This is a genomic window from Spiroplasma endosymbiont of Cantharis rufa (genome assembly GCF_964019665.1).
Lineage (GTDB): Bacteria > Bacillota_I > Bacilli_A > Mycoplasmatales > Mycoplasmataceae > Spiroplasma_A.
Window position 1 is genome coordinate 124,668 of record NZ_OZ026459.1, and the last position, 26,858, is coordinate 151,525.

19 protein-coding genes are annotated in these 26,858 nt (G+C 24.6%); 18 read left to right on the plus strand and 1 reads right to left on the minus strand.

Features of this window, described 5'->3' with window-relative positions:
* Window positions 1-20 precede the first annotated feature (20 nt).
* From AACL15_RS00570 to gatB, 7 genes are all read left to right on the plus strand, one after another.
* On the plus strand, window positions 21-914 hold the full coding sequence (locus AACL15_RS00570) for an RluA family pseudouridine synthase (protein WP_339034336.1): 894 nt from the start codon (window positions 21-23) through the stop codon (window positions 912-914).
* 35 nt (window positions 915-949) lie between these two features.
* Window positions 950-2,842: a hypothetical protein gene (locus AACL15_RS00575; RefSeq protein WP_339034338.1), complete on the plus strand. Its 1,893-nt coding sequence runs from the start codon at window positions 950-952 to the stop codon at window positions 2,840-2,842.
* Between the two features lie 82 nt (window positions 2,843-2,924).
* The gene (locus AACL15_RS00580) at window positions 2,925-4,538 is read left to right on the plus strand and encodes a hypothetical protein (protein WP_339034340.1); all 1,614 of its coding nucleotides are present in this window, start codon (window positions 2,925-2,927) and stop codon (window positions 4,536-4,538) included.
* A gap of 14 nt (window positions 4,539-4,552) precedes the next feature.
* Complete coding sequence (ligA, locus tag AACL15_RS00585) at window positions 4,553-6,547, plus strand: NAD-dependent DNA ligase LigA (RefSeq protein ID WP_339034342.1); 1,995 nt, start codon at window positions 4,553-4,555, stop codon at window positions 6,545-6,547.
* A 2-nt stretch (window positions 6,548-6,549) separates the two neighbouring features.
* On the plus strand, window positions 6,550-6,840 hold the full coding sequence (gene gatC / locus AACL15_RS00590; protein ID WP_339029771.1) for an Asp-tRNA(Asn)/Glu-tRNA(Gln) amidotransferase subunit GatC: 291 nt from the start codon (window positions 6,550-6,552) through the stop codon (window positions 6,838-6,840).
* 1 nt (window position 6,841) lies between these two features.
* On the plus strand, window positions 6,842-8,311 hold the full coding sequence (locus tag AACL15_RS00595; RefSeq protein ID WP_339034344.1) for an amidase family protein: 1,470 nt from the start codon (window positions 6,842-6,844) through the stop codon (window positions 8,309-8,311).
* Complete coding sequence (gene gatB, locus AACL15_RS00600; protein ID WP_339034346.1) at window positions 8,304-9,743, plus strand: Asp-tRNA(Asn)/Glu-tRNA(Gln) amidotransferase subunit GatB; 1,440 nt, start codon at window positions 8,304-8,306, stop codon at window positions 9,741-9,743. The genes AACL15_RS00595 and gatB overlap by 8 nt, the downstream gene beginning before the upstream one ends.
* A 32-nt stretch (window positions 9,744-9,775) precedes the next feature.
* Here gatB and AACL15_RS00605 read toward each other — a convergent pair whose 3' ends face one another.
* The gene (locus tag AACL15_RS00605; protein ID WP_339034348.1) at window positions 9,776-10,471 is read right to left on the minus strand and encodes a TrkA family potassium uptake protein; all 696 of its coding nucleotides are present in this window, start codon (window positions 10,469-10,471) and stop codon (window positions 9,776-9,778) included.
* Between the two features lie 89 nt (window positions 10,472-10,560).
* On the opposite strand from AACL15_RS00605, the gene AACL15_RS00610 reads away from it, so the two are divergent.
* The 11 genes from AACL15_RS00610 (at window position 10,561) to AACL15_RS00660 (ending at window position 26,670) form a co-directional block, all read left to right on the plus strand.
* Entirely contained in the window at window positions 10,561-12,234 is a 1,674-nt protein-coding gene (locus tag AACL15_RS00610) for a TrkH family potassium uptake protein (protein ID WP_339034350.1), read from the plus strand.
* A 149-nt stretch (window positions 12,235-12,383) separates the two neighbouring features.
* On the plus strand, window positions 12,384-16,577 hold the full coding sequence (locus AACL15_RS00615) for an ABC transporter permease (protein WP_339034352.1): 4,194 nt from the start codon (window positions 12,384-12,386) through the stop codon (window positions 16,575-16,577).
* Window positions 16,578-16,881: 304 nt separating this feature from the next.
* Window positions 16,882-19,416, plus strand: coding sequence for a hypothetical protein (locus AACL15_RS00620; RefSeq protein WP_339034354.1), 2,535 nt, complete (start codon window positions 16,882-16,884; stop codon window positions 19,414-19,416).
* Window positions 19,409-21,757 carry a hypothetical protein gene (locus AACL15_RS00625; protein ID WP_339034356.1) on the plus strand — a complete coding sequence of 783 codons (2,349 nt, stop codon included), beginning with the start codon at window positions 19,409-19,411 and terminating at the stop codon, window positions 21,755-21,757. Before AACL15_RS00620 ends, AACL15_RS00625 begins: the two co-directional genes overlap by 8 nt.
* Before the next feature lie 2 nt (window positions 21,758-21,759).
* On the plus strand, window positions 21,760-22,767 hold the full coding sequence (locus AACL15_RS00630) for a lipoprotein (protein ID WP_339034358.1): 1,008 nt from the start codon (window positions 21,760-21,762) through the stop codon (window positions 22,765-22,767).
* A 101-nt stretch (window positions 22,768-22,868) separates the two neighbouring features.
* Window positions 22,869-23,072 carry a hypothetical protein gene (locus AACL15_RS00635; protein ID WP_339034360.1) on the plus strand — a complete coding sequence of 68 codons (204 nt, stop codon included), beginning with the start codon at window positions 22,869-22,871 and terminating at the stop codon, window positions 23,070-23,072.
* Between the two features lie 2 nt (window positions 23,073-23,074).
* Window positions 23,075-24,085: a lipoprotein gene (locus tag AACL15_RS00640; protein ID WP_339034362.1), complete on the plus strand. Its 1,011-nt coding sequence runs from the start codon at window positions 23,075-23,077 to the stop codon at window positions 24,083-24,085.
* A 35-nt stretch (window positions 24,086-24,120) separates the two neighbouring features.
* The gene (locus AACL15_RS00645) at window positions 24,121-24,342 is read left to right on the plus strand and encodes a hypothetical protein (RefSeq protein ID WP_339034364.1); all 222 of its coding nucleotides are present in this window, start codon (window positions 24,121-24,123) and stop codon (window positions 24,340-24,342) included.
* A gap of 2 nt (window positions 24,343-24,344) precedes the next feature.
* Window positions 24,345-25,355 carry a lipoprotein gene (locus tag AACL15_RS00650; protein WP_339034366.1) on the plus strand — a complete coding sequence of 337 codons (1,011 nt, stop codon included), beginning with the start codon at window positions 24,345-24,347 and terminating at the stop codon, window positions 25,353-25,355.
* A gap of 35 nt (window positions 25,356-25,390) precedes the next feature.
* Window positions 25,391-25,660, plus strand: coding sequence for a hypothetical protein (locus AACL15_RS00655; protein ID WP_339034368.1), 270 nt, complete (start codon window positions 25,391-25,393; stop codon window positions 25,658-25,660).
* A 2-nt stretch (window positions 25,661-25,662) separates the two neighbouring features.
* Window positions 25,663-26,670: a lipoprotein gene (locus AACL15_RS00660; protein WP_339034370.1), complete on the plus strand. Its 1,008-nt coding sequence runs from the start codon at window positions 25,663-25,665 to the stop codon at window positions 26,668-26,670.
* The last annotated feature ends 188 nt before the right edge of the window (window positions 26,671-26,858 follow it).

The window sequence follows — 26,858 nt, forward strand, 5'->3', positions numbered from 1 at the left end:
CAGAAAAAAAGAGGTTACTTATGACAATAATAAAAGTTAATCAAAACGATGTAGATCAAACAGCCTTTAATTTTATTAAAAAAAATTTTAAATCTACTAATTTATCTATTATTTATAAATGATTTAGAAAAGGAAAAATCAAAATTAATGATGTTAAAATTAAAGATACAAAACAAAAAATAAAATTAAATGATGAAGTCAAAATTTATGATAGTAGCGAAACTGAGAAAAGAGATCAGTTTTTGGAAGTAGACTTTTCTGAATTGGAAATAGTTTATGAAGATAAAAATATTGTAATTGTAGATAAACCAGCTAATCTTGAAGTGCATTCACCAGTGAATATAAATTTGGATCAAATGGTAAAAAGCTATTTGAAAAATAAAAATGAATATGATCCAGATTTGGAAAATAGTTTTGTCATTAGTCATGTTCATAGAATTGACAAACTAACAAAAGGTTTAGTCATTTATGCAAAAAATAAAATTACTTTAGATATTCTTTTAAATGAGTTAAATAATAAAACTAAAATTAAAAAACTTTATTTAGCAAAAACAGAAAATGATAATTTGCACACAGGAAAAATATCAGGATATATTAAATATGATAATGATAATCAAAAGGCAAAATTTAGAATCGATAAATTTAACAATGCTAAAAAGGTTGAACAAGTAAATAAATTAATTGATGAAAAAAATAATATATATGAAATTCAAATATTAACAGGTAGAAAACACCAAATTAGAGCTGTTTGCAATTTTTATAAATCTCCAATATGTAAGGATTTCAGATATGGTGGGAAGAGAAGTCATCTAAGAGAAATTGATTTAATTGCCTATAAGATAGTTTTTAATAATTTTGAAGGTCATTTAGAGTATTTAAATGGTAATGAATACAAATCAAAATATAGCTTTTAATGTTAAAATTAAAATAATATATTAGGAGGTTTGAGATGTTATCTACAAGACAAGGTATTTTTAGTGTTATTGTTGGTACAACAATTTCTACTCTAAATGCAATAATTCAATTTTTAACAATGTACTGAGTTTTAGAAAAATTTGGAACTGAATTTAATGGGTTTGTGCGTTTAGTAACATCATTCTCTGCAATTATTGCAACAGCAGAGGGAGCCTTAGGGATAGCTGCTTCAATTTTACTTGTAAAACCGTTAGTAACTAATGATTGAATTAGTGCAAATGAGATTTACTCAACAGCAAAAAAGAGTTTTAGAAGATCAGCTATTGTTGGACTAGTCTTAGTTACTATAACTGCACTTGCCTATCCATTATATGCAGGAGTAAATGCACAAGATAGTAGCATTTTTGATTCGAATAGTTGAACTAATATTGGTTTAAATTTAACTGATGAAAAATTTGCCCCATATTGACAATTAATGATTATTGCTTTAATCTTTGGGTCAAAAAACTTTGTTTCTGCTTATTGATTTAGTGTTTATGAAACTATAATTATAGCGGATAATAAAAATGTTATAAGAAGAATAACAATTCTTTTTACAGATATTTTAGTAAATGGATTAACTTTTTATTTATTGGCAAATGCTAATAATCCAGTAATAGCATTTATTCCTATATTGCTCTACTCTCCTGTAAAGGGATTATTAATATATTTATATGTTAGAAAAAAATATTTATGATTAAAATATTATAGAGATTTTAATAGTTTTAAATTAAATACAACAACTTCAAAAATAACTTGATCTAACTTAGGTTCAACATTATTATTAAATTCAGATATTGCCATAGCTTCAGTAATTTTTGGTCTAAATGTTTCATCAACGCTCTCACTTTATTTAGTTGTTGCTCTAAATGTTAGATTAATAATGACAAATTTTATTGTATCTTTTAGAGAATTTTTTGTTACATTAGTTGCAAAAAGAGGAAGAATTAATTGAAATAGTTATGCAAAATATGAACTTTATAGTTATTTAATAGCTGCTTTTACATTTATTAATATGTCTATATTATCTCCTTATTTTGTTAGTGCACTTTATGGTAAAAACATTACTTTAACTGATCCAACCAACCCAAGTACAAAGGCCTTTGAATTTATGTTTTATACACCAAATTTTTCAATGCTTTATGCTGCAGTTACTGCATTTTCAATTCTTTGTGACAGTCAAATGACTTTAATTCAGGCAAAAGGAAGATATGGTGAAGTTTCAAAATTTCAAAACATTATTGGTGTTGTTTATATAATTACAGCTGTTCTGGTGCCATTTATATTAGTTACAGCTGGTGTTGGGGGAATTAATAGTTTAGTTATTGGTGTTGTTAGTATGTATTTGATTAAGTTACTTTGCTTAATTATTAGATATTGTTATTTATGAATTTATGTTTGAAAGTATGTCACTTATAATTCTAATAAAAAATATGTTATAAATAATTTCTTAATACTGATTGTTCCTACATTTATTGCTGTTTTATTAAATGCATTTTTAATTAGTAAATACTTAGATATTAGAAGTGCTACAGGAGAAGGAGCTCATATTGCTCCACTAATTGGTTTATTCTTTGGAACAATATTCTCAACAATTTTTATTCTAATTTTATTCTCATATATTCTTAATGCTAAACTATTTAATGGTATTATAAGAAATCTTCCAATTATTCAAAAAACTCTTTTAAGAAAAAACTCTCAATTAAGAAAGAAAAACTTAGAAGAATATGGAATAGATGTAGATGAAATTGTTGATAAAGGAAATCTAATTTCTCATGCTATGTATGGTATTGAAGATACAACAGTTAGTTCTTCATTAATTAATGAATCAACAGTAATTAATGTTAATCCAAAAAATGAAAATATTTATGTCCTAAAAGGAAAATAAAATTGATATAATCAATTTTTTTATTTAGTTTTTAAGAATCTTTAAGCACTTTCTAGGTGCTATAATTTATAAAGGTGAAAATATGATAAGTTCTTCAATATTTATTGCAATAGGAATATCAATGTTATATTTGTTTATGTTTTATACATCAGGCTTAATATTCATTGAATTTTTTAAATTTAAGATTAAGAATCACTTTGTAGCAATAGCTACAGGTTTTTTTAGTTATTTTACTTTTATATCAGTATTCACTTTTCCATTACAATTAATATCAGTTCTTCCTTATGTTTTCTTTGTGTATTATACATTTGCAATTTCTTTAATTTATCTTCTATTTTGTTTTATTTTTATAAAGTTTTGATTAAACACTAATTTTTTAAAAATTGACTCACTAATATTTTTAGTGGTAGTTGTTATTTTTATAGCTATTGATTATGCATCAATTAGCTATATTTCAAGAGAAAATTTTAGTAGACATAAAAATACTTTGGCTATTTTGTATTGATTAAAAGATAACCCTGTATCATTTTTTAATGATTCAACCTTATTTAACTTTCTTGGATTTAAGCCGTTTCAGGGTTGATATACTTTTCAACTTTCAGTAATAATGATGGTAAATATTGAGCCATATCAGTATAAAGATTTAATTGTTCCATTATTAATTATTTTAGATGCTTTTATAATTACTTCAATATTATTCTTATTTTATGAATCTTTTACTCCAAAAATGAAAATAAATAATAGAATAACTGTTTTCATTATTAGCTTTATTACATTTATAATTACAAGAATAATTTTTTGGTGATTGGATTATTCCATTTTTACAGGTGATATGATTCTTCTCTATTTAATATTTTATGCAGCGACATTATTATTAAGATATACAACAGCTAATGTTAGGGAAAGGTATAGTCCAATTTTTATAGGATTTGTATTAGGGGGATATATATCTTTTTCTTGAGATAGTTCCTATCAAATATTATTCTTATTGTATGCATTTATTTTTACAATTCAAAGAAGATTTAATCAAAACTTTACAAAAGATATTTTAAAAATTGCAATATTTCCAATGATAGGATTCATATTTTATAATATTATTTTAAGCTTATATCTGCAAGTTATTATTTTTGGATTTATACTTTTAGTTATGTTACTAGCTTCTTACTTGATGAATAGGAGATACTCTTTTGTTGTGAAATTTGAAACTTTTTTAGAAACAAGAAGTCTATTCACTGTTTTACTTGTACCTTTATTTTTTATGATGATATCAACAGGATTTATTTTAGCTTTTAATGAAAATATTTTATCTGAAGCGTATAACTCTCTAAATATAATTTACATATGAACTTCTTTAATAAAGAATGATATCGCAAAACATTTTTTAACTTTTATAATATCAATGACTTTACTGACTTGCTCATTTATATGAGTTTTCTTTAGAAAAAAAATTAAGTATGATTTAATAACTAATTCTATTGATTTATTTTTAATTAGTTATTTAACGTTCTATAATCCAATTTCTGTAAGATTTATAAGTACATTTTATCCAAAAATGTTTGAAACAAATGGAATGGTTTTAATAGTCTTGTTATTTACATTTATAAATACTTTACCTTATGCTATAAGAACAAAGAAAACAATTGAAGAAATAAATGATGTAGTAATTATAAAAAAATATTCAAGAGTGAATTTTTAATAGGAGGCATTTTAATGAAAAAAATTTTAGAAAAAATTGGAAAATTAAAAGAGAATTTAAATAAGTGAGGTCATGCTTATTATGTATTGGATGAGCCTTTAGTTGATGACTCAGAATATGACAAAAGTTTAAATGAATTAATAAAATTAGAAGTAGAATATCCTGAATTGATTACATCAGATTCTCCTACGCAAAAAGTTGGAGGAATTGTTATAGATAAGTTTGAAAAATATAAACATAAGCAACCAATGTTAAGTTTGGCTAATGCATTTAATAAAGGTGATTTAGAAAATTTTAATGATCAAATCATAAAAGAGATTGAAAATAAAAAATTCAATTTTTTTGTAGAACCCAAAATAGATGGATTATCAATTTCATTAATATATAAAAATGGAAATTTGTTTAAAGGTGTTACTAGAGGAGATGGAATTTATGGTGAGGATGTTACTTCAAATGTTAAAACAATAAAAAGTATTCCTCTTTCAATATCAGATAAAAATGATTATGTAGAAATTAGAGGAGAAGTTTTCCTATCTAAAACTGAGTTTGAAAAATTAAACAAGCAAAGATTATTAAATGATGAAGAGATTTTTGCAAATCCAAGAAATGCTGCAGCAGGAACTTTAAGACAACTTGATTCAAGCATTGCTTCTTCAAGAAAACTTGATGCATTTTTGTATTACTTTATGGATAGAGAAAAATTTTATACTCACAGTGATTCTTTAAACTATTTAAAAACAATGAATTTTAAAATAAATAGTTTGGGTAAAATTTGTAACAGCATTGAAGAAGTATACAACCACATTCAATTTATTCTTTCACAAAGAGAAAAATTACAATATGAAATAGATGGTGTTGTAGTTAAAATAAATGATTTCGATCTATACGAAAAAGTAGGATATACGGCAAAGTCTCCAAAGTGAGCTATAGCTTTTAAGTTTCCTGCTGAAACTAAGCAAACTAAATTAAAAAATATTTTTGCAACTGTTGGACGAACAGGAAGAATTACATATAATGCTGCTTTGGAACCTGTTCAAATTGCAGGAACAACAGTACAAGCAGCAACACTTCATAATGCAGATTTTATTATTCAACGAGATATTAGAGTTGGTGGAGAAGTAAAAGTAAAAAAAGCTGGTGATATAATCCCAGAAGTAATTTCACCAATACAAGATGATAATTATAATTCTTTAGAAAAATGAAGTGAAGAAAAAAACTGTCCACAATGTGACTCAATACTGGAAAGAGTATATGGTGAAGTTGATCAATATTGTATAAACTCTCAATGCCCAAGAAAAATCGTTAGAGGATTGGAACACTTTGTTTCAAGAGATGCTATGAATATTGAGGGGTTAAGCATAAAAATTATTGAAAAGCTTTTTGATAATAAATTTGTCAATACAGTTTCTGATATTTATAAATTACATAAATATAAAGATCAATTAATAGAACTAGATAAGATGGGTGAAAAATCTGTTAATAACTTGTTAGAGTCAATAGAGGCCTCAAAAACAAATTCCTTAGAAAAATTATTTTTTGGTTTAGGAATCAGACATGTTGGTAAAAAAACTGCAAAAACATTATCACTTAATTTTAAAAATATAGATATGATATCTTCAATAACTTTTGATCAATTAGAACAAGTTAATGATGTTGGACCAATAGTTGCTAAATCAGTTTGTGATTGATTTGAAATTAAACAAAATAGAGAATTAATTGAAGAACTAAAAAAACTTAAAATTAATATGCAATATTTGGGTAATGAAGGTACTAAAAATAATGATAAAATAACATTGAAAAGCTTTGTTATAACAGGAACATTGAGCAGACCAAGAAATTATTTCAAAGATTTACTTGAAGAGTATGGTGCAAAAGTTATTGATACAGTAAGTAAAAAAACTGATTTTTTATTAGCAGGAAATGAGGCTGGAAGTAAATTAGAAAAAGCTCAAAAGTTGGGAATTAATATTTTATCAGAAGAAGATTTTTTAGAAATGATAGGAGAATAGACATGACAATTAATTTAGAATTATTAAAAGAGCTTCAAGATGATGCTATGTTAGATTTATCAGAAAAAGAATTGCAAAATATTTTGAAATATGAAAATAGTATATTAAAGAAATTTGAAAAAGTTTTACTAGTTAATACTGATAATGTTGAAGAACTTCATTATCCCTTTGAAATTTTTATAAATGACTTGAGAGAAGATGAAGAAACAAAAACTTTATCAAAAGATGAAATTCTTAAAAATGCACCTAGTACTTTTGAAGATTTTATAACAGTTGTAAAGGTGGTTAAATAATATGAATTTTAAAAAAACTACATTAAAGAAATTACATGATCAATTAGTAAATAAGGAATTAAAAATTACTGATTTAATTAAGAGTGTTTTAGATTCATCAAAAGCTGACTGGGATAGTAATTTTTTAATCACTTTATGTGAAAAAGAGGCAATGCAAAAAGCAGAGGAAATAGAAAATAAAATCGATAAAGAAAATATTTTAAGTGGAATTCCTTTTATTCATAAAGACAATATTACAACAAAAAATATTTTAACAACTGCAGGTTCAAAAATTTTATCTAATTATATCCCATCATATGATGCAAGAATTGCTGAATGCTTTAATCAAGTAAACTCTATACTAATAGGAAAAGCTGCATTGGATGAATTATCAATGGGTGGAACAGGTTTATTCTCATTTAATGGTGAAGTTAGAAATCCTCATGATAAAAATAGAATTGCTGGGGGAAGTTCAAGTGGAAGTGCTTATGCAGTTGCAAAGGGAATTGTACCATTTGCAACTGGAGGAGATACAGGTGATTCTATTAGAAAACCAGCTAGTCTAACAGGGATAGTTGGTTTCAAGCCAACATATGGCTCTATTTCAAGATATGGAGCCATTCCTTATGCGCCTAGTTTAGATCATTTAGGTTTTTTCACAAACAATGTTGAGGATTTAGCATATTTATGTGAGGCAACTTATGGGAAAGATGACAGAGATTTTACTTCAATTGATAATAGACAAGAGTTTGTAAAAAATATTAATAATTTTAATAAAAAAATAAAATTTGGTTATATAAAAAATGTTAATAAACTTTTAAAAGGTCAACTTCTAAAAGATTATCTTAAACTATATGATATTTTAACGGCAGAGGGCCATGAAATTATTGAATTGGAATTTGATAAGAAACTACTTGAAGCAATACCGGCAGCATATATGATGATTTCTTTTGCTGAGGGAGTATCTTCAAATTATAATTTGGATGGAATTAAATTTGGATTAAGGGCTAAAGGAAATAATTATAAAGAAATTATAAAAAACTCTAGAACCGAAGGTTTTGGAGAGACTGTTAAAAGAAGATTTTTAATCGGAAGTTATCAGTTAAAATCGGAAAATCAAGAAATACTTTTGGCTAAATCAAAAAAAGTTAGAAGACTTATTGTAGAGGCATTAGAAAAATTATATGAAAAAGTTGATATATTAATATTGCCTCCAACTTTTGAGCCAGCGCCAACTGTTGACCAAGTATATGGTGTGGATGTAGAACAAAAAGGAGAGGGAGAATTTGTATTTGCAGAAGATATTTTGATTCTTGCAAATTTTAATGGTATGCCATCAATTACAATACCCTTTGTTTCACAAGAAAATATGCCAATAGGAATTAACTTAAATGCAAAACCTAAAGAAGATTTAAAAGTACTACAAGCAGCAAAATACTTGGAAGATATAATTGCAAAAAACTTTAGACAAGTAGGTGATTTAAATGAATAACTTTGAAGTAGTTATAGGAATTGAAAATCATATTGAGTTAAAAACTAAATCAAAAATGTTTGGTTTAGGTCCAGTAAGTTATGGAGAAACTCCTAACTCACAAGTATCAGAAATTGATATGGGTTATCCTGGTACTTTACCATCAGTAAATAAAGAAGGTGTACGATTAGCCTTACTCACTTGTAATGCTTTAAATATGAAAATAGATCCTCTTTTAAGATTCGATAGAAAAAATTATTTTTATCCCGACCTAGTTAAAGGTTATCAAATTACACAACAGTTTTTTCCTATTGGAAAAGAAGGAAAAATTAGTATTAATTTAGAGAATGGTGAAAAGAAAGTTATTGAAATTGAAAGATTGCACATTGAAGAAGATACTGCAAAACAAACACATAAAGATCAATTAACATATATTGATTTTAATAGAAGTGGTGTGGGTCTAATTGAGATTGTTTCAAAACCTCTTATTAGAAGTGCGTTTGAAGCTGTTGAATATGTAAATCAATTGAGAGAGTTATTATTGTTTTTAGGAGTAAGTGATGTAAAAATGAATGAAGGATCTTTAAGATGTGATATAAATATTTCACTAAGACCTTATGGTTATGAACATTTAGGCTCAAAAGTAGAGATTAAAAATTTAAACTCTTTAAATAATGTAAAAAAGTCAATTGAGTTTGAAATAAAAAGACAATCAAAAATATTGTTATCTGGAGGGATTGTTGATCAAGAAACAAGAAGATTTGATGAGACAATCCAAGAGACTGTTTTAATGAGAAAAAAATCAAATGCAATTGATTATAAATATTTTAGAGAACCAAATATTTTCCCAATCCAATTGGATAAAAATTGAATTGAAGAGGTTATTAGGAATTCTCCAGAGTTAGCATCACAAAAGAGAAAAAAATATATTGAAAACTATAATCTTTCTATTGAAGATACTAATTATATCTTGTCCGACCTAACATTAGTAAAGTTTTTTGAAGAGACAATTCTATTAGGTTCGGAACCTAAAAAAATTGCAAATTATTTATTAACTGATATTAAATCTTTATTAAATAAAGATGGAATTGAATTATCTCAATCAAAATTAAAACCACAAGATATTAATCAAATAATAAAATTATTAGACGAGGGAATAATTTCTTCAAAGCATGTTAAAACAATATTGCCAATAGCATTTGAAACTAATAAGGAAATTATAGATATAGTAGAGGAAAATAATCTTAAGTTAATTTCAAATATAAGTGAAATTGAAAAATTTTTAGACCCTATTGTTAAGGAAAATCTAAATTTAATAATGGAACAATATGAACAAAGACCAGAGAGAGTTGAGAAAACAATCATGGGTCAACTTATGAAAGATACTGGTGGTAATGTAAATCCTACAATAGCAACAGAAATAATAATTAAAAAAATTAAAGAAAAATTATAAAAAAGGTTAACCATATTTTAAGGTTAACCTTTTTATTCATCTATTTCCTGTTCTCCTCTAATTTTTAAAACTAGATCATTTACAACATTATTTTTTGCATATACTCCAAGAATATCTCCTTCTTTAAGAATTGTATATTCATCCGGTAAAATAGTTTTACCATTTCTTTTTATTTGAATAATATTAAAGTCCTTATTAGAAACTAAACCAGCATCAAATATTGATTTATCAATAATTTCTTCTTCATAAACAGTAATACTTGTAAAAACATATTCGTTGTCAATTGATTGAACTTCACTTTCAATATCAAATAAGGATTTAGTTGCAACCATTTTCCCTGTAATAACATCAGGAATGATAACTTTGTCTTCTTCAAGACCAAGCGCTAATAAGATTCTTTTATGTCGCTCATCTCTTGCTTTAACAATAATATTTTCAACACCTAAATCTATCAGATTTAGAACTGTTAAAATGCTCGACTCCATATTTCCACCAAAACATACTATAACTCCATCATATTGTGAAATACCATTTTTTTCTAAAGCATTTTTATTTGTTGCATCTAATACAACTCCTTCAACTGATTCAAATTGATTAATATATAAATTTAATCTTTCTTCATCATAGTCAAAAATCTTTATTAATTGTTTTCTTTCATCTAGTGTTTGTGCAACTGATAGACCAAAGTAGTTTGCCCCAAATATAGCAAAACTTTTTTTTCTAGCCATATTTACTCCAACTTTCTAACTTATTAATTATACAACTCTTTTAATCTTTAATGTATAATTTAATATAGATTTAAAAAGAGGCTATTTTTATGAAAAATTCTTCAAATGATGAGAAAGATATTGTTAAAAGTAAATCTAATAAAAAAAAGACAGAAGTAAAAAAAAGTTTAGAAAATAAGAATGAAAAGTTCTTTAATAAGTTAAAAAACTGATTACCTTTTTCTAGAATAAGTGGAAAAATAATTTTGGCTTATTTACTTTCTATCCTATTAGGGGGTTTTTTACTTTCAATTCCGGGAGTTGTTGTTGATTCAAAAAATCATTGAAATTTCATTACGGGAATGTTCACAGCTTCAAGTGCTATATCTGATACAGGAATAACTATGGTGCAAACAAATACAGGTTATTCATTTTTAGGGCAATTACTAATAATAATAATGTGTCAAATTGGAGGAATTGGAATTCTTACAATTAAAATTACTCTTTTAGTGATGATAGGAAGAAAAGTTTCCTTAGATGATCAAAATATTGCTCAAAAAGAAAGAGGAAATAATAGTTTATCAAACACTGTGGAAATGATAAAGGATGCCTTTGTATTTTTATTAATATTGGAGTTAGTAGGTTCAATAGTCTTATTTTTCGGATTTTATTTTACTCCACTTTCACTTGAAGGAACTCATAAATTAGATCCCTCAACTGTTACAAATCCTTATAATGATTTTGGAAAATCACTTTGATTTGCTATATTTCATTCAATAAGTGCAACAAATAATGCTGGATTTGATATTGTAAGTGGTAACTCACTACTTCCTTATAATCAAGGAAGTTCACATGCTTATTTAATTCAAGTTACTTTCCTATGTCAATGAGTAATAGGGGGATTAGGATATCCAACATATCATGATATTAAGAAAAAAATTAAGGCAAGAAAACAAGGTAAAAAAGTTAAATTTTCTTTGTTCACAAAACTAAATTTTATAACTTATATAACTTTATTTATATTAGGACCCATATTAGTTTTTTTAACAGAGTATCTTACTGTTGAAGAAAGTCAAATATTATTAAGTGGTCATTATCAAGAGACTTATAAGTTATTGGGAAATGAAAAGATTAATATTTCTCATAAATGAGTATCTGATGGTGGGGCTTGGAAACCAACTCATGTTTGAATGATGGATTTAATTTTTAATGTCTCTTCAACTAGAAATGCTGGTTTTGCAACAGTGGATGTTAATAGTTTTACTGCTGGAAGTAAATACTTATTATCTATTTGAATGTTTATTGGAGCTGCACCATCATCTACTGCTGGGGGAATAAGAACAACAACTTTTGCTATCTGTGTATTAGCAATATTTTCAATTATGAGAAATAAAAAATCAGTTGAGGTATTTAAAAGAAAAATACCAGATGAAACTGTTAAAAGAGCTTTTGCTGTAGTATTTATTTCATTCTTTATTGTAACAACAAGTATATTTATTGTTTATTTGGATAGTAATAAAATGCTATTTAGAACAGACGAAACTCAAAATACAGAGGCAACAATTATTAAATTGATAATGTATGTATGTAGTGCTTTTGGTACAGTTGGATTTCAACCATTCCCTAATGAACAAATTATTCAGTTAGGTGTAATAAGTAAAATAATGTTAGTAATGACAATGTTTGTAGGACAATTGGGAATATCTAATACATTATTAGCTTTTGTAAAACCTAAAAATAAACAGAACTTTAGTTACTTAGAAGAAGAAGTAACAATTGGATAGGTTTTAGTAAAAAACTTATAAATAAAGATATTGATAAATATGTTATAATTATTTAATTAAAAGTAAATTTATTTATAAATATAAAAAATAATAACCTTATTTAAAAATTTATAAAAATACTTATTTTACAAATTTTTTAAGGGTTAAAAATGAAAACAAAAATATTATTTTTTAAAAATTCAATAAGAAAAATTAGAAACAACTTTATTTCAATTCTTGCTGTTTCTTTTTTGCTTTTTTTGACTTTCTTTATTCTTTTTTCAATGTTTTCTGTTAACTTAAAAGTCCTTTGAGGCTACAATGAATTTAAAAAAATTAGTAATGTAAGAGATAGTGTAATGGAAGTTGATAAAAGTTATCGTCTAATAGATCCTTCAAAAGATGAAAAAGATAATCTGCCTGAAAATCAAGAATTGTATCAGCAATATATTTTAAATAGATTAGCTTTAGAAAATAACTTTGAATGAAGTAAGACGGAAGAGTGAAATATTAATAATATTAAAAATCATGATGAAATATTAAAACTAAAGGTATTATCTAAAACTCATTCAATTAGCAATAACTGTATAGATTGTCTAGTAATTGATAAAGGTAGAGGTTTTTCTAATTCATATCAAAAATCTAAAAGAGAGGTAATAATAAATAAGCAGTTTGGGAAGGAAAATAATATTAAAATTGGAGAAGTTATTAGATTACACCCAGATGAATATGGAGATTCTCTTCTTGTTAAAGAAAATCAAAATGTTGCTTTAGATATTTCAAATATAACAAATATTGAAGATTTACTTGAACTTAATCAATATTATGGATTAAACTGATACCAAGTAATAGGATTTGGTAGTTCTGCAGATTTTGCATATCCAATATTTGGTGATATGTCATTCTTACCAAATATGAACAAAGAAGCTATTGTATATTTAGATTATAGAAATATGGGATTTAGTGATTACAAATTTAATGTAAAATATGGAGATGATAAATATGAAGAAAGAAATATGAAAATATATAACTCTTCAAACTCTTTAATATCTTTAACTTCTGAATATGATGGTAGTTCATATTTTTCTATTAAATTTAATAATAGAGATGGTAACTGGGATTTAGATTCTATAAATAAAAAATATAAAGAATATGGAAATTTAAGCAATAACTCAACTTATTTTTATAATAATAATGACAAAAATTCTAGAAGTTATTCACGTGTAAATGGACCTAACAAGGTAATTCTATTATTTAATATATTTTCAAGTCTTTTACTGACTTTAATTTTTTCAATTTGTTTATTTATAATTTATTTAGTAATAAAAAAAGATTTTGAAAGTTCATTAAATGAAATTGGTTATTTGAAGTCTATGGGATATAAAAATAAAAATATAATTATTAATTATTTAGCAAATATACTTTTTTCAATTTTAGTAGGTTTTATTTTCTCATTAATATTCTTTTACTCTTTAGAAATACTAGTGCTTAATATTTTCTCAGGTTTTTTTAATTTTAGCTTTAAAAATTTTAATTATTTACCTTTAATTTTTTTCACTATTTTAATTATTTTTATATTAATATTTATTTTTGTTATAAAAATAATTTCCTTTACAATTTTTAATAAAGGAATTATTTATTTAAATAATGGTGTCAAAACATTAAAAATTTCATACTTAGCAAGACAATATAAAAAATTATATAAGAGTTCTAAATTTAATAAGAAATTAAGGTCTGCTCTTTTCTTATCTTCAATAACAAAAATAACAGGAATAGCAGCTGCTATGCTATTGTGTTCGACATTAACAACTGCAACAATAGTTATTCCAAAACAAATTGAGAGAAATTATGAATCTGTATTTTCAAATATTTATTATAAAAATAAGATTGAGTATACTAGTCCTTTACCAAATAATCCTTTAAGTTTTTATAAAACCTATAATCCAAATTTTAAAGATGATGAATGAGGATTTGATTTTAAAAATAAAATAATAGATCAATATGTTGGATCAAAAAATAAGGATAAAGTAAGTACGGCATATCCTCTTTTAGAAGATAAAAAAACTATTAACTGAAATAAAGTTACTGAAAATATTTTAAGCTCTGATATACATTCAGAGTACTATTCATATGATATTGCTCAAAAAAATAATACGGCATGAGCCGAATTTAGTTGATTAAACTGAAAAAATCTTTCTACAAGTTTTTTATTGGATTTAGATAATGCAGAGATTGACTCATCATGACCGATAGGAAATATAGGATCAAAACAAACTATTAAAAATATTTATTCTCAATGAAAAGATTATGATAATTTTAAACAAGAATTAGTAGGTTTAAAAAATAAAAATCCTGGAAGAGAGCAACTATTAAGTTATAATAATTTACTTCTAAATTTTTATAAGAAATATATTGGAGGATTACCATTAAAATATAATTCAAAAATAATAGTAAATAATCAAATTAACATAAAAGAAATTAATAATATTTTAAAGAAGGAAACTATTTATAAAGGTGATTATTTTTCTAATTATGATAAATATTGGAAAATAAGTAAAGATTACAATGACTTTTATGAAATAAAAAACTCAGAAATAGCTGATTTTAACTTTACATATAATGATAAGTTAGTAGATGTAAAAAATCTAAAGCTCTCATCAATAAGTGATTGAGAAAATCAAGACATTATTAGATTAAATAATAATCTTACATTATGATTTGCTTCAGTGTTTGAATGAAGATTGGGTATGGGAATATTATTATTAACTTATACAAATTCTCCCTACTTTATTCAACAAAAAATAATTAAGTCAATTGAGTTAAATGAAAATTATAATGTAAGTAATAGTTTAGTACCATATGATAAAAAATCGGATGAGTTAGGAACGTACTTTAAAGCAAATTATAAAGATCAAGATTTCAATATTTATGGAGTAAATGAAAAATCAGAATTAAATTTACTTAAAAATAAAAAAAATAAAGTTATTAATAATCAGTTATTTAATGATTCAAATTTCTATTATCCTCTAATAATTAATAAAGCTCTTTCTGAAAATTTAAAAATCAAAGAAGGTAATGTTATAGATTTCAATGTATACATTGAAAAATTAGAAAAATACTTTAATAACAAGTATAGTGATATTGGCATAAAAGATTTAGAGGTGGGATGATCAAAAAGTCCTTTCAAAGATTTTAGAACCCAGTCAAGTAGAAGTTATTATTCTGCTCCAAAATCTATGTCAGACTATAGAAATTTTTCAGATACAAGTTTAGGTATACCTGTTAGTTTTAATTCAGCCAAGATAGGTGGAGTAGATTTTGCAATAACAAATGGTGGAGCTGTAGGAGCTTCTAACCAACCACCAATTCATAAAAGAGTTACAGACAATGAGTTACAAATAACAAATAATATTTATAAAAGTAATAAAAAATTTAAAATTGTGGGTATTGAAAAAAGTTATGGTACACCAAAGGCTTGAATAACAAATGACAATGCAAATGAAATTATTGGCTATGATAACGTAGAGGAATTTAACTTTAATAATTTCTTTATTCCTGAATGAGCTCATGTTGAAGAGATATATACTTTTGAACAATTTAATGATGATGAGTTGAAAAATAAACTTAAAAATATTAGTTATAAAGAATTTAAAGCTAATAGAAATAAAAATGAAAAATGAAAAAATATGTATGAATTTTTTATAAATCAATATCCAATATTTAATTATAAACTCTCTTCAAAAGCAGAGATCTTTGATTTAACTTCTGGATTATCCAACTCACAAAGATATGGAGATTATAGTCAATTTGGAACAAGGGGTAGTTATGGATTAATTTATCCAGAAAATTGTGAAACAGAAGAAGAGTGTGAACCTATTATAGATAAAAATAACTATTATGAGGGATTCTCGATTTCAACATTAAAAGGTCTATTGCCTGTTAACTCACTGACTGAAATAACAAAGGACTTAATTGCTACTCTTAACTTTTCAATATATATATTTATTATTATTTTATTAATAATAACTTTTATTATATTAATGTTGGCTACAACTTTAATAATTACTGATAATAAAGAGTTTATAAATGGTATGAAGATAATGGGTTACTCAAACTTTTACATAATTAGTCAGATATTTAATGTATATAATGGAATTATATTATTTATGTTCTCTATTGGTTTTTTATTGGGATTACTATTGTTAAGCGGAGTTATTAATTTTGCTTCCTTATCTACAAGTCTTGTCTTCTTCACAACTTTTATATGATGACATCCATTGTTAGTTTTCCTTTTATTAAGTTCGTTATATATCTTAACTTTTTATATTAGTTGGTTTAATGTAAAAAAAATTAGAATTATTTAATAAAAACTTCTATAAAAACCTCTAATAAAATAAGTAAACTATAGTGTGATTTATTTCTAAAAAGCTAAATAAATAATCTTGTAATTATCATCTAGAAATCCTATGTAAAACATTTATATGGGATTTTTTTTCCTAAAAATAGAGTTAAAAATAAATTATTTTTGGAAAAAATTTTTATTTTTTATTAAAATTTTAAAAATATTATCAAAATAATAACTTACCATGTTAATATATCTTTAGGTATATAAGGAAAACCAAAAAGAGTAAGGAAAACCAAAAAGAGTAAGGAAAATAAGAAAAGATAATGAATAAATTGATAAAAGTGATATGTAGTTTGGTTTTATTAATAACACCAACCATAGCAGTAGTATCATGTAATAGCGGTTCTTTAATAAAAGAGCCTGAATTAAATAAAGATAAAAAGCAATTTGAGTTATTTGGAGAAGCATTTGAATCAAGAGAAGATGCCATAAACTATTATTTAGATTTAGATAATGGTTTACAAATTAGTTCTGAAAGTGACTATTTTTCAGAGATTTTTCTTGGTGAATCAAAACATAATTCTAGTGAAGATGTTTTAGAATATATTGACTCAAATTATCCAATAAAGGAATTAAAAACAAATAAAAATATTGATGATTTTGTAATTGATGGAATGAATCAATTATCTTCAACTGTTGTAAAAAATGAAAATGATGAGATTTATGTTTATAAAGATGCAGATGGCAAAGTTGTTTATGAACAAGATGCTATTAAAGCAAAAGAGATTGTAGAAAAAACATATTATAATAAAATTCAATCAAACTTTTATGTTGAAGATAAATTTTATAATAATATTAGTGAAGCAAAGGAACACTATTATAAAAATTTTATTAATAATTCTGAACAAGGTGGAATAGAAAAAGAAGAGTTATTTACAATTGGTTCTGCCAGTTATAATAAAAAGGAAGTAGAGCGTGAGATTGCCAACTCAATTAGAACTACCTATCTGTATAATAATCAAAAAATAAAGGATTTTGATTTATACACAAAAAACTCATTTAATCCTTCAACTGAAGATAAAAATAGAATTCAGAAGTATTCAAAATCGCCAGGTAAATTTCTTATTGAGACAAAAGGAAGCAAAGGTGGTCAATTTACTGGTGACAAAGTAATAACTTCTCAATCAGATCTTAATACATATTTCTATGATGAAAAAAATTGAACATTGGCAAGTAAAACAAGTAAAAACTTAATGGAAATTACTCAAAGTTTAATGAGTGATACCTTAATGTCTAGTGTTAATCTTTTAGAAAAATTTAAAACTAATGTTGAGAATAACAAAGATTTCAATAAGTTAGATTATTGTTTTCCAAGCAATGGAAAAATAAGTGGAGAGTCTATCTTTAACTGTTTTAGTGACGAATCTACATATAAACAGTTTTCAAATTTAGTAGAAAAATACGAACTAGTTTCAGAGTCTGAATATATTCTATCTGAGATTAATAGTTTAACAACAATTGAGTTCATACAAAAAGCAGTAATTTATTTATATCAAATTGCAGATACTTTTAGATTTTCTCAAATTTCAGTAAAGGACTCAGATTTATTAAATGAATTAATGTATGAAGTAATTGTAAATATCACAAGTGAAATAAAAGAGTGAAAAGTGTTTGTGGATTCTTTAGGAAAAAATAATGTACTAATGGCTTTAGATTTCCTTATTGAGAAAAATGATTTTTTTGAAAAATTAAACTATATTGAAAATACAAGTGTGATTCAAAAAAACATTAATTCACTAAATGATGCATTAAGTAATTCTTTTACTCAAAATTTAATGTTAAAAGCAATAGATGAAACAGAAAAATTACTTATAAAACATGCAACTCAAATAGCTACTCAACTTACAAATGAATTGAATAAAGTTGTTCAAAAAGCAGTAAGCGCTGTGCCAATTATTGGAGATATATTTGATTTTATTAATAGTATTAGTTTACAAAAAACTTTAGTATATGAATTAATTATCCCTGATACTAAACAAAAATTGAGTTATTCAATTACTGCTTGACAATGAGAAAAAGTAAAATTTAATCCGGAAGAAATTTTTAAAGTTTTTTCAATTAAGAAACCAAGAGATAACGAAGTATACCAATTAGGTAATAGAAGTTTCTCATCAAAAGAAACTGCAAATGATTATTTAATTAGAGTATTAATTGATGAAATGATTGAATCAAATAATGTAATATATGAAAGTGATTATTTTTCTGGAATTCAACTTAGTGATAAAAAAGAGTTAATAGAATATTTAACTAATAAAACTTTAACAGAAAATAAAGTAAATTATTCTGCATATTCAGATCACTTTGGAGGAATTCATTCAAACGTTCGTGATGCCCTTGAAGCAATGGAAGAAAAATTAAAAGACCCAAATAATTTAACTAGATATCACTATTATAATTTTGGAACAGGAGCTAATTCTAACTCAAGTTTTTATACAAAAGATTATGAAGAAATGATTTTATTTATTGATAATCAAATCAAAGATTTCGAAATGAAATTAGTAAGTTCAAGTGATTTATCTAAGGAGACTAACTTTGATGAACTATATGATTTATCTAAATTCGAAAAACCAATCTATACATTTAATTTATATGGAATGGACTACTTTTACAAAGATAAAGTAAATGCAACTTATGCAATTATGAAATTATTAAATTATAAAAGTACAACTATAGAAACCACAGTTGAAAAATACATTTTCAACGATACTATTTTTGAAAATAAAATACTATTTATTGAATACTTAAATGTAAATATAAAGGAAATAAATGTAAGCAAGGGGGTAAAGAATTATGCTTAGAAAACTACTAATTTCATTATCAACTTTAAGTTTATCTACATCAGCTACTTTAGGTCTTAATAATAATTTAGATTTAAAAAGTAACTCAAAATTAGAATTAAAATACTTAGAAGAAGATATTTTAAAAAATTCAAAACTAATAAAATCAGAATATGAATATAAATATCAAGATAAAATATATAGAGATAAAAACACTATATTAAATGAACATTTACAAAAGTCTCCAATTACTGTAGAACAAACAGTAAGTAATCCAAATAAAATTATTAAAAACTATGCAACAAATGAATTAGATGGATCAAAAATCTATAATAATAATTCAAAAGATATGGTAAAAGTTTATAAAAATGCTTTAGGTAAAGCAGTTTTACCTAACTGTGAAAATGATTTAGTAGTAGGTTGTGTTAAATCAATAAAAGATTCAGTAACAGGAGAAATACTTAACAGCCAAATTGAAAGAACCTATGATAGTTTTGCAAATAAAGGTTTATTTGTTCCAATGTACTCATATGATGGACAACAATGATACGAATCTACTTTTGAAGCAGAAAGAGAATTTAAAAAGAGTGAATTTCAAGTAGGTCAGTCACTATTCTATTTCTACAATGGAAAATATTATAATGCTTTTAATAAAAATGATATGGATGTTTTATTCAATTTATTTACAACTGGTTATCGCTATGAGGTGCTTGATGAATCATTGATTAGTGATCCAACAGTATTAGAACCCTTCAAAAAAGCGTTTAGTTTTAATGAAAAAGATTTTGTAAGTTATTTCTTTGATAACTTAAAAGCTCATATGGAAAATAATGAAAGAGTAAACGATATAATAAAAGTTGAAGAAAACCAATATACAATCAAACTTACAAGTTTTGGGAATAATTCACATGCAGAAGCTTTTACAATAAAACAAAATTTTGCTGATAAAGAAAAGGGAGAAATAATTCCAGGAGAACCTGTTATAGTAGATGGCGAAATGGTTGGATATAATGATTTAACAATTGTTTTAAAAGGATCTGCAGCTTCAAATTTAAATTATAAGACAGTTGTTGATAGACTTAGAAATACATCTTCATGGGATATTGACTCTTCTAATTATTGAAAGGGATGTGAAAAAGGTATATCAAAAGGTAAAGGAAGGAAGACGAATTATATCTTTAGTAGTGGTGATGATTTTAAAATATCTTTAGATGTACCTGATCCAAGCAAATGTAATAAAATATGGTCTTCAAATCCAAATTTAGCAAATTATGAAATCTTAAATACAGAAAAAAATACAAAGGTTCAATTAAGCTCAAAAAATAGTAATGATAAACTATGAAATTATTTAAACAGTGACTTGAACATGACTTTAAATTTTCAGGAGATTTTAAAAAATAGAAATAATAATAAAAATAATAATATAGATTTAACTCAATGAGAAAAAGTAAGTAGTTATTCAACAGAAATAAAAAATGATTTATATGCCTCAATATTTAATCAACTATACCAAAATATATTTGAATCATCTCTAGATAATAATAAAATAATAAAAAATGATTACTTATATGGATCTTTTAAGGAACAACAAAGTGGTATGAAGCTTTTTAATTATTCGTATTTAAATACAAAAAAATTATTTGAAGATTCATTTCAAAATACTGCTATTATTGATCAAAATAATAGAGCAACTTTCACTTGACAAGGAAAAGCATTTACAGAGAATGTAGATATTTGGAAAAATTATTTTGTGCCTCTAGAGAATTCAAAAAATAAACCTGGAATTGAATTAATTCCTAGATATTATTCTTACAATAGAGTAAATCATGAGAATAATAAAATTAATATTTATTCAGATCCCCTGGGTAATAATTTAGCAGAAACCAAACAAAAAGCTGAAGATATTGTCTTTAATAATAATTTAGGTATTTTAAGAAAATCATATCTTGTGTATGATATTAATGGGAAGGAAAAACAAATTTTTGAAGATACAAAAGAAGCTGCAGCACAAGAGTTAAAAAAACAAATCTCGTTAGATTATAAATTAGTTCATAAAGATGAGTTAGCAAATTATAAAGATCAGTTTATTGATATGAATAATTTAATAACTGATGGTTTGTACTCAGTTTATAAATTTAAAGCAAGTAATGGCAATATGATGTACTTTAAAGATTACAATAGTGCAAAAGCAATTTATGAGAATCAGATCTCACTAATTGGAGGTATTGAAGAAAAATGAGTAAGCTACTACATTTATACAACCACAATCAAAGGAGTTAAAAGAAACTACTATTGAGATACAAATACAGATATTAAACAATTGTCAAACAAAATTTATTTAGATATAAAAGGAGAAAATTAATTATGAAAAAATTATTAACAATATTATCAGCATTTGGGTTAGTGGCATCAGCAAGTATTAATGTTGTTGCTTGTGGTGATACAGAACCACCTGAAATTAAAGAAAAAATAGATTGAGTAAAAGAAGATGCTATTAAAAATTTGGGTAAATTGCATTATGAAAAAAATGGAGATGAAATTAAAATAATTTCTGATTCTTTTGAATTTGAAGCTTTTGATAATCCGACTAACCCTGAGGAAGTGGAATGAAAAAAAGAAATTAAATTAAAAAATGATGAAGTTAAAAAACTTGATAGAAAACTATATGGAAATTCTACAATTGAAAATCAGTGAAACTATGAAATTATATCATACATTTCTCTTTCTAAATATGGTTCAGAAGATGAGGCTATTAAAGATTATAATGAATCATTGAAGTATACAAAGAATCCCTATTTAAATTTCTCTGAGAATTGATTGACTGCAGGTATACGTTATAATGAAAACTACAAATTTGAATATCCAGTATATGATAAGTCTGGAGAAAATGTTATTACTATTTGTTTTACTACTATAATGTTTGATTTTATATTTGGTTATGTAAATGAAAATATTGATGAGGCAATGCAAGAAATTATAATAGATTTTGAAGAAGTATGTAGAAAAAATAATAGAGAAGATATTAGTTTAATTAAAAGGGAAGAGAAATATATATTGACTGGAATAAAATTAAATGAGAGTCTTGAATTTGAAGGTGAAAAGTCCAATGTTTATTCAATTTTAAATGATTTACTCAAATTAAAGTTTGATAATTTATCAAATCAGATTAATGAGTTCAATCTAAAGGAAAATGAACTTAAATATTTGAAAGAGACTTCTTATTGAGTCCCTGATGGATATTATCCTAAAGAGAAAAAACTTAAACTTGGATTTGCAAAAAAATCACCTCTACGTGATAAGAGTTTTAATACAATAGAAGGTTATCAAGAGCAATATAGATTTCCTCTATTTATTAATCTAGTAGAAGAATAAAATATTTTCTTTTATATAAATATTAGTTTATTGATATAAATAACTTAATAACTGATGGTTTGTATTCAGTTTATAAATTTAAAGCAAGTAATGGCAATATGATGTACTTTAAAGATTACAATAGTGCAAAAGCAATTTATGAGAATCAGATTTCATTAATTGGAGGTATTGAAGAAAAATGAGTAAGCTACTACATTTATACAACCACAATCAAAGGAGTTAAAAGAAACTACTATTGAGATACAAACACAGATATTAAGCAATTATCAAACAAAATTTATTTAGATATAAAAGGAGAAAATTAATTATGAAAAAATTATTAACAATATTATCAGCATTTGGGTTAGTGGCATCAACAAGCATTAATCTTGTTGCTTGTGGTGACACATCACCACCTGAAATTAAAGAAAAAACAGATTGAGTAAAAGAAGATGCTATTAAAAATTTGGGTGAATTACATTATGAAATAAATGGAGATGAAATTAAAATCGTTTCTGACACTTTTGAATTCGAAGCTTTTGATAGTCCAAGTAAACCTGAAGAAATTGAATGAAAAAAAGAAATTAAATTAAAAAATGACGATGTTAAAAAACTTGATACAAAACTATATGGAAATTCTACAATTGAAAATCAGTGAAATTATGAAATTATGTCATACATTTCTCTTTCTAATAATGGTTCAGAAGAGGATGCTATCAAAGATTATAATGAATCATTGAAGTATACTAAGAATCCCTATTTAAATTTTTCTGAGAATTGATTTAGAGGAGATGCGCATCATTACAGAATATATAGTATAGAGCAACAAGTATGTGATAAAAATGGAGATAATGCTATTACTGTTTACTTTACTACTATAATGTTTGATTTTATATTTGGTTATATAAATGAAAATATTGATAAAGTAATGCAAGAAATTATAATAGACTTTGAACAGCTTTGTAAAGAAAATAAAAGAGATGATGTTAGCTTAGTAAAAGTTCAAAATAAATATATATTGCAGGAAATAAAATTGAATGAAAACCTTACAATTGATGGTAAAAATTGAGATGTTTATTTTATTTTATCTCAGTGATTTGAATCAAAATGCTATAGTTTATCAGAAGAAATTAACGAGTTTAATATAAAAAAATCTGAATTTGATTATTTAAAGGAAACATCTTATGAAGTAATGAGTGGTTTGGATAAAAAAGAGACAAAACTCCAGTTAGCATTTTCAAAGAAATCTCCTATTTATATAAGTAATTTTAGTACATGACATAATGATCCAGAACAATATAAATATCCATTATTTATTAATTTAGAAGAAGAAGAATAAAATATTTTCCTTTATATAAAGATTAGTTTATTGATATGAATAATTTAATAACTGATGGTTTGTATTGAGTTTGTAAATTTAAAACAATTTATGAGAATCAGATCTCACTAATTGGAGGTATTGAAGAAAAATGAGTAAGCTACTACATTTATACAACCACAATCAAAGGAGTTAAAAGAAACTACTATTGAGATACAAATACAGATATTAAACAATTGTCAAACAAAATTTATTTAGATATAAAAGGAGAAAATTAATTATGAAAAAATTATTAACAATATTATCAGCATTTGGGTTAGTGGCATCAGCAAGTATTAATGTTGTTGCTTGTGGGGATACAAAACCACCTGAAATTAAAGAAAAAACAGATTGAGTAAAAGAAGATGCTATTAAAAATTTGGGTGAATTACATTATGAAAAAAATGGAGATGAGATTAAAATCGTTTCTGACACTTTTGAATTTGAAGCTTTTGATAGTCCAAGCAACCCTGAAGAAGTGGAATGAAAAAAAGAAATTAAATTAAAAAATGAAGATGTTAAAAAACTTGATACAAAACTATATGGGAATTCTACAATTGAAAATCAATGAAATTATGAAATTATGTCATACATTTCTCTTTCTAAATATGGTTCAGAAGAGGATGCAATTAAAGATTATAATGAATCATTGAAGTATACAAACAATCCCTATTTAAATTTTTCTGAAGATTGATTTAGGGGAGATGCACATCATTACAGAATATATCGTATAGAGCATCAACTATATGATAAAAATGGAGATAATGCTATTACTGTTTACTTTACTACTATAATGTTTGATTTTATATTTGGTTATATAAATGAAAATATTGATAAAGTAATGCAAGAAATTATAATAGATTTTGAAGAACTTTGTAAAGATAATAAAAGAGAGGATGTTCACTTAGTAAAAGACCAAAATAAATATATATTGCAAGGAATTAAATTGAGTGATGTCCTTATGACTGCTGAGGGTGAAGAAAGAGATGTTTATTTTATTTTATTTCTGTGATTTGAATGAAAATGCTATATTTTATCGAAAGAAATTAACGAGTTTAATATAAAAAAATCTGAATTTGATTATCTAAAGAAAACATCTTATGAAGTACCAAGCGGTTTAGATAAAAAAGAGACAAAGCTTCAATTAGCGTTTTCAAAGAAATCACCTATTTACCTAAGTAATTTTAATACATGACTGGATGATCCAGAGCAAGATAAACATCCATTATTTATTAATTTAGAAGAGGCATAAAATATTTTCTTTTATATAAAGATCAGTTTATTGATATGAATAATTTAATAACTGATGGTTTGTACTCAGTTTATAAATTTAAAGCAAGTAATGGCAATATTATGTACTTTAAAGATTACAATAGTGCAAAAGCAATTTATGAGAATCAGATCTCACTAATTGGAGAAATTGAAGAAAAATGAGTAAGCTACTACATTTATACAATAACAATCAAAGGAGTTAAAAGAAACTACTATTGAGATACGAACACAGATATTAAGCAATTGTCAAATAAAATTTATTTAGATATAAAAGGAGAAAATTAATTATGAAAAAATTATTAACAATATTATCAGCATTTGGGTTAGTGGCATCAGCAAGTATTAATGTTGTTGCTTGTGGTGATACAAAACCACCTGAAATTAAAGAAAAAACAGATTGAGTAAAAGAAGATGCTATTAAAAACTTAGGTGAATTGCATTATGAAAATAATGGAGGGGAGATTAAAATAATCTCTGAAACTTTTAAATTTAACGCTTATACTAAACCAAATAATCCTGAAGACATTGAATGAAAAAAAGAAATAAGTTTAAAAGAAGACGAGTTTAAACAAATTGATGGAAAAATGTATGGTGAGTCTACAATTGATAATCAATATAATTATGAACTTCTTTCATATATTTCTCTTTCTAAATATGCTTATGCAGATAATGCTATTAAAGATTACAATGATACAATAATATACACAAAAAAACCTTTTCTAAATTTCTCTGAGAATTGATTTACTGCGGGTGTACCTTATCATAAATACTATAGATTTAATCATCAAGTATATGATAAAAATGGAGAAAACCCTATTACTGTTTATTTTACTACTATAATGTTTGATTTTATATTTGGTTATATAAATGAAAATATAGACAAAATAATGCAAGAAATTATAATAGATTTTAAGGAACTTGCTCTAAAAAATAATAAGGAAAATGTGGACTTCTATAAAGATGGAGAGAAATATATATTAAAGGGAATGAAATTTGATGAATATCTTGAAATTGAAAATAAAGAACGTAATATTTATTTAATTTTGAGAGGCTGACTATATTCAAAATGTTTAATTTTGGAAGAACAAATTAATACTTTTAATATAAAAGAATCTAAGATGGATTATTTAAAGGAAACCTCTTATGAAGTTAAAGCAGGGAATGATAAAAACTATGATAAACTTGAGTTAGGTTTTTTGAAAAAGTCGCCATTGTATGAAGTTAGTTTTGATACTGTAGAGGGCTATCAAGAAAAATATAGATTTCCACTAATTATTAATTTAGAAGAAGTATAAAATTATTATTTTTTTAAAAATAAAGGAAAGATAAGAGTATTCAATGTGAAAAGCATTTTTATAAGGGAAATAAAAAATTTCAGTCTATGACTTAAATTAATTTTAATTTTAATTATTTATATTTTTATAGTTAATTTAATCAAGTTAGCATTTATTTTATTAAACACTGAAAATTATAATGAAAATTA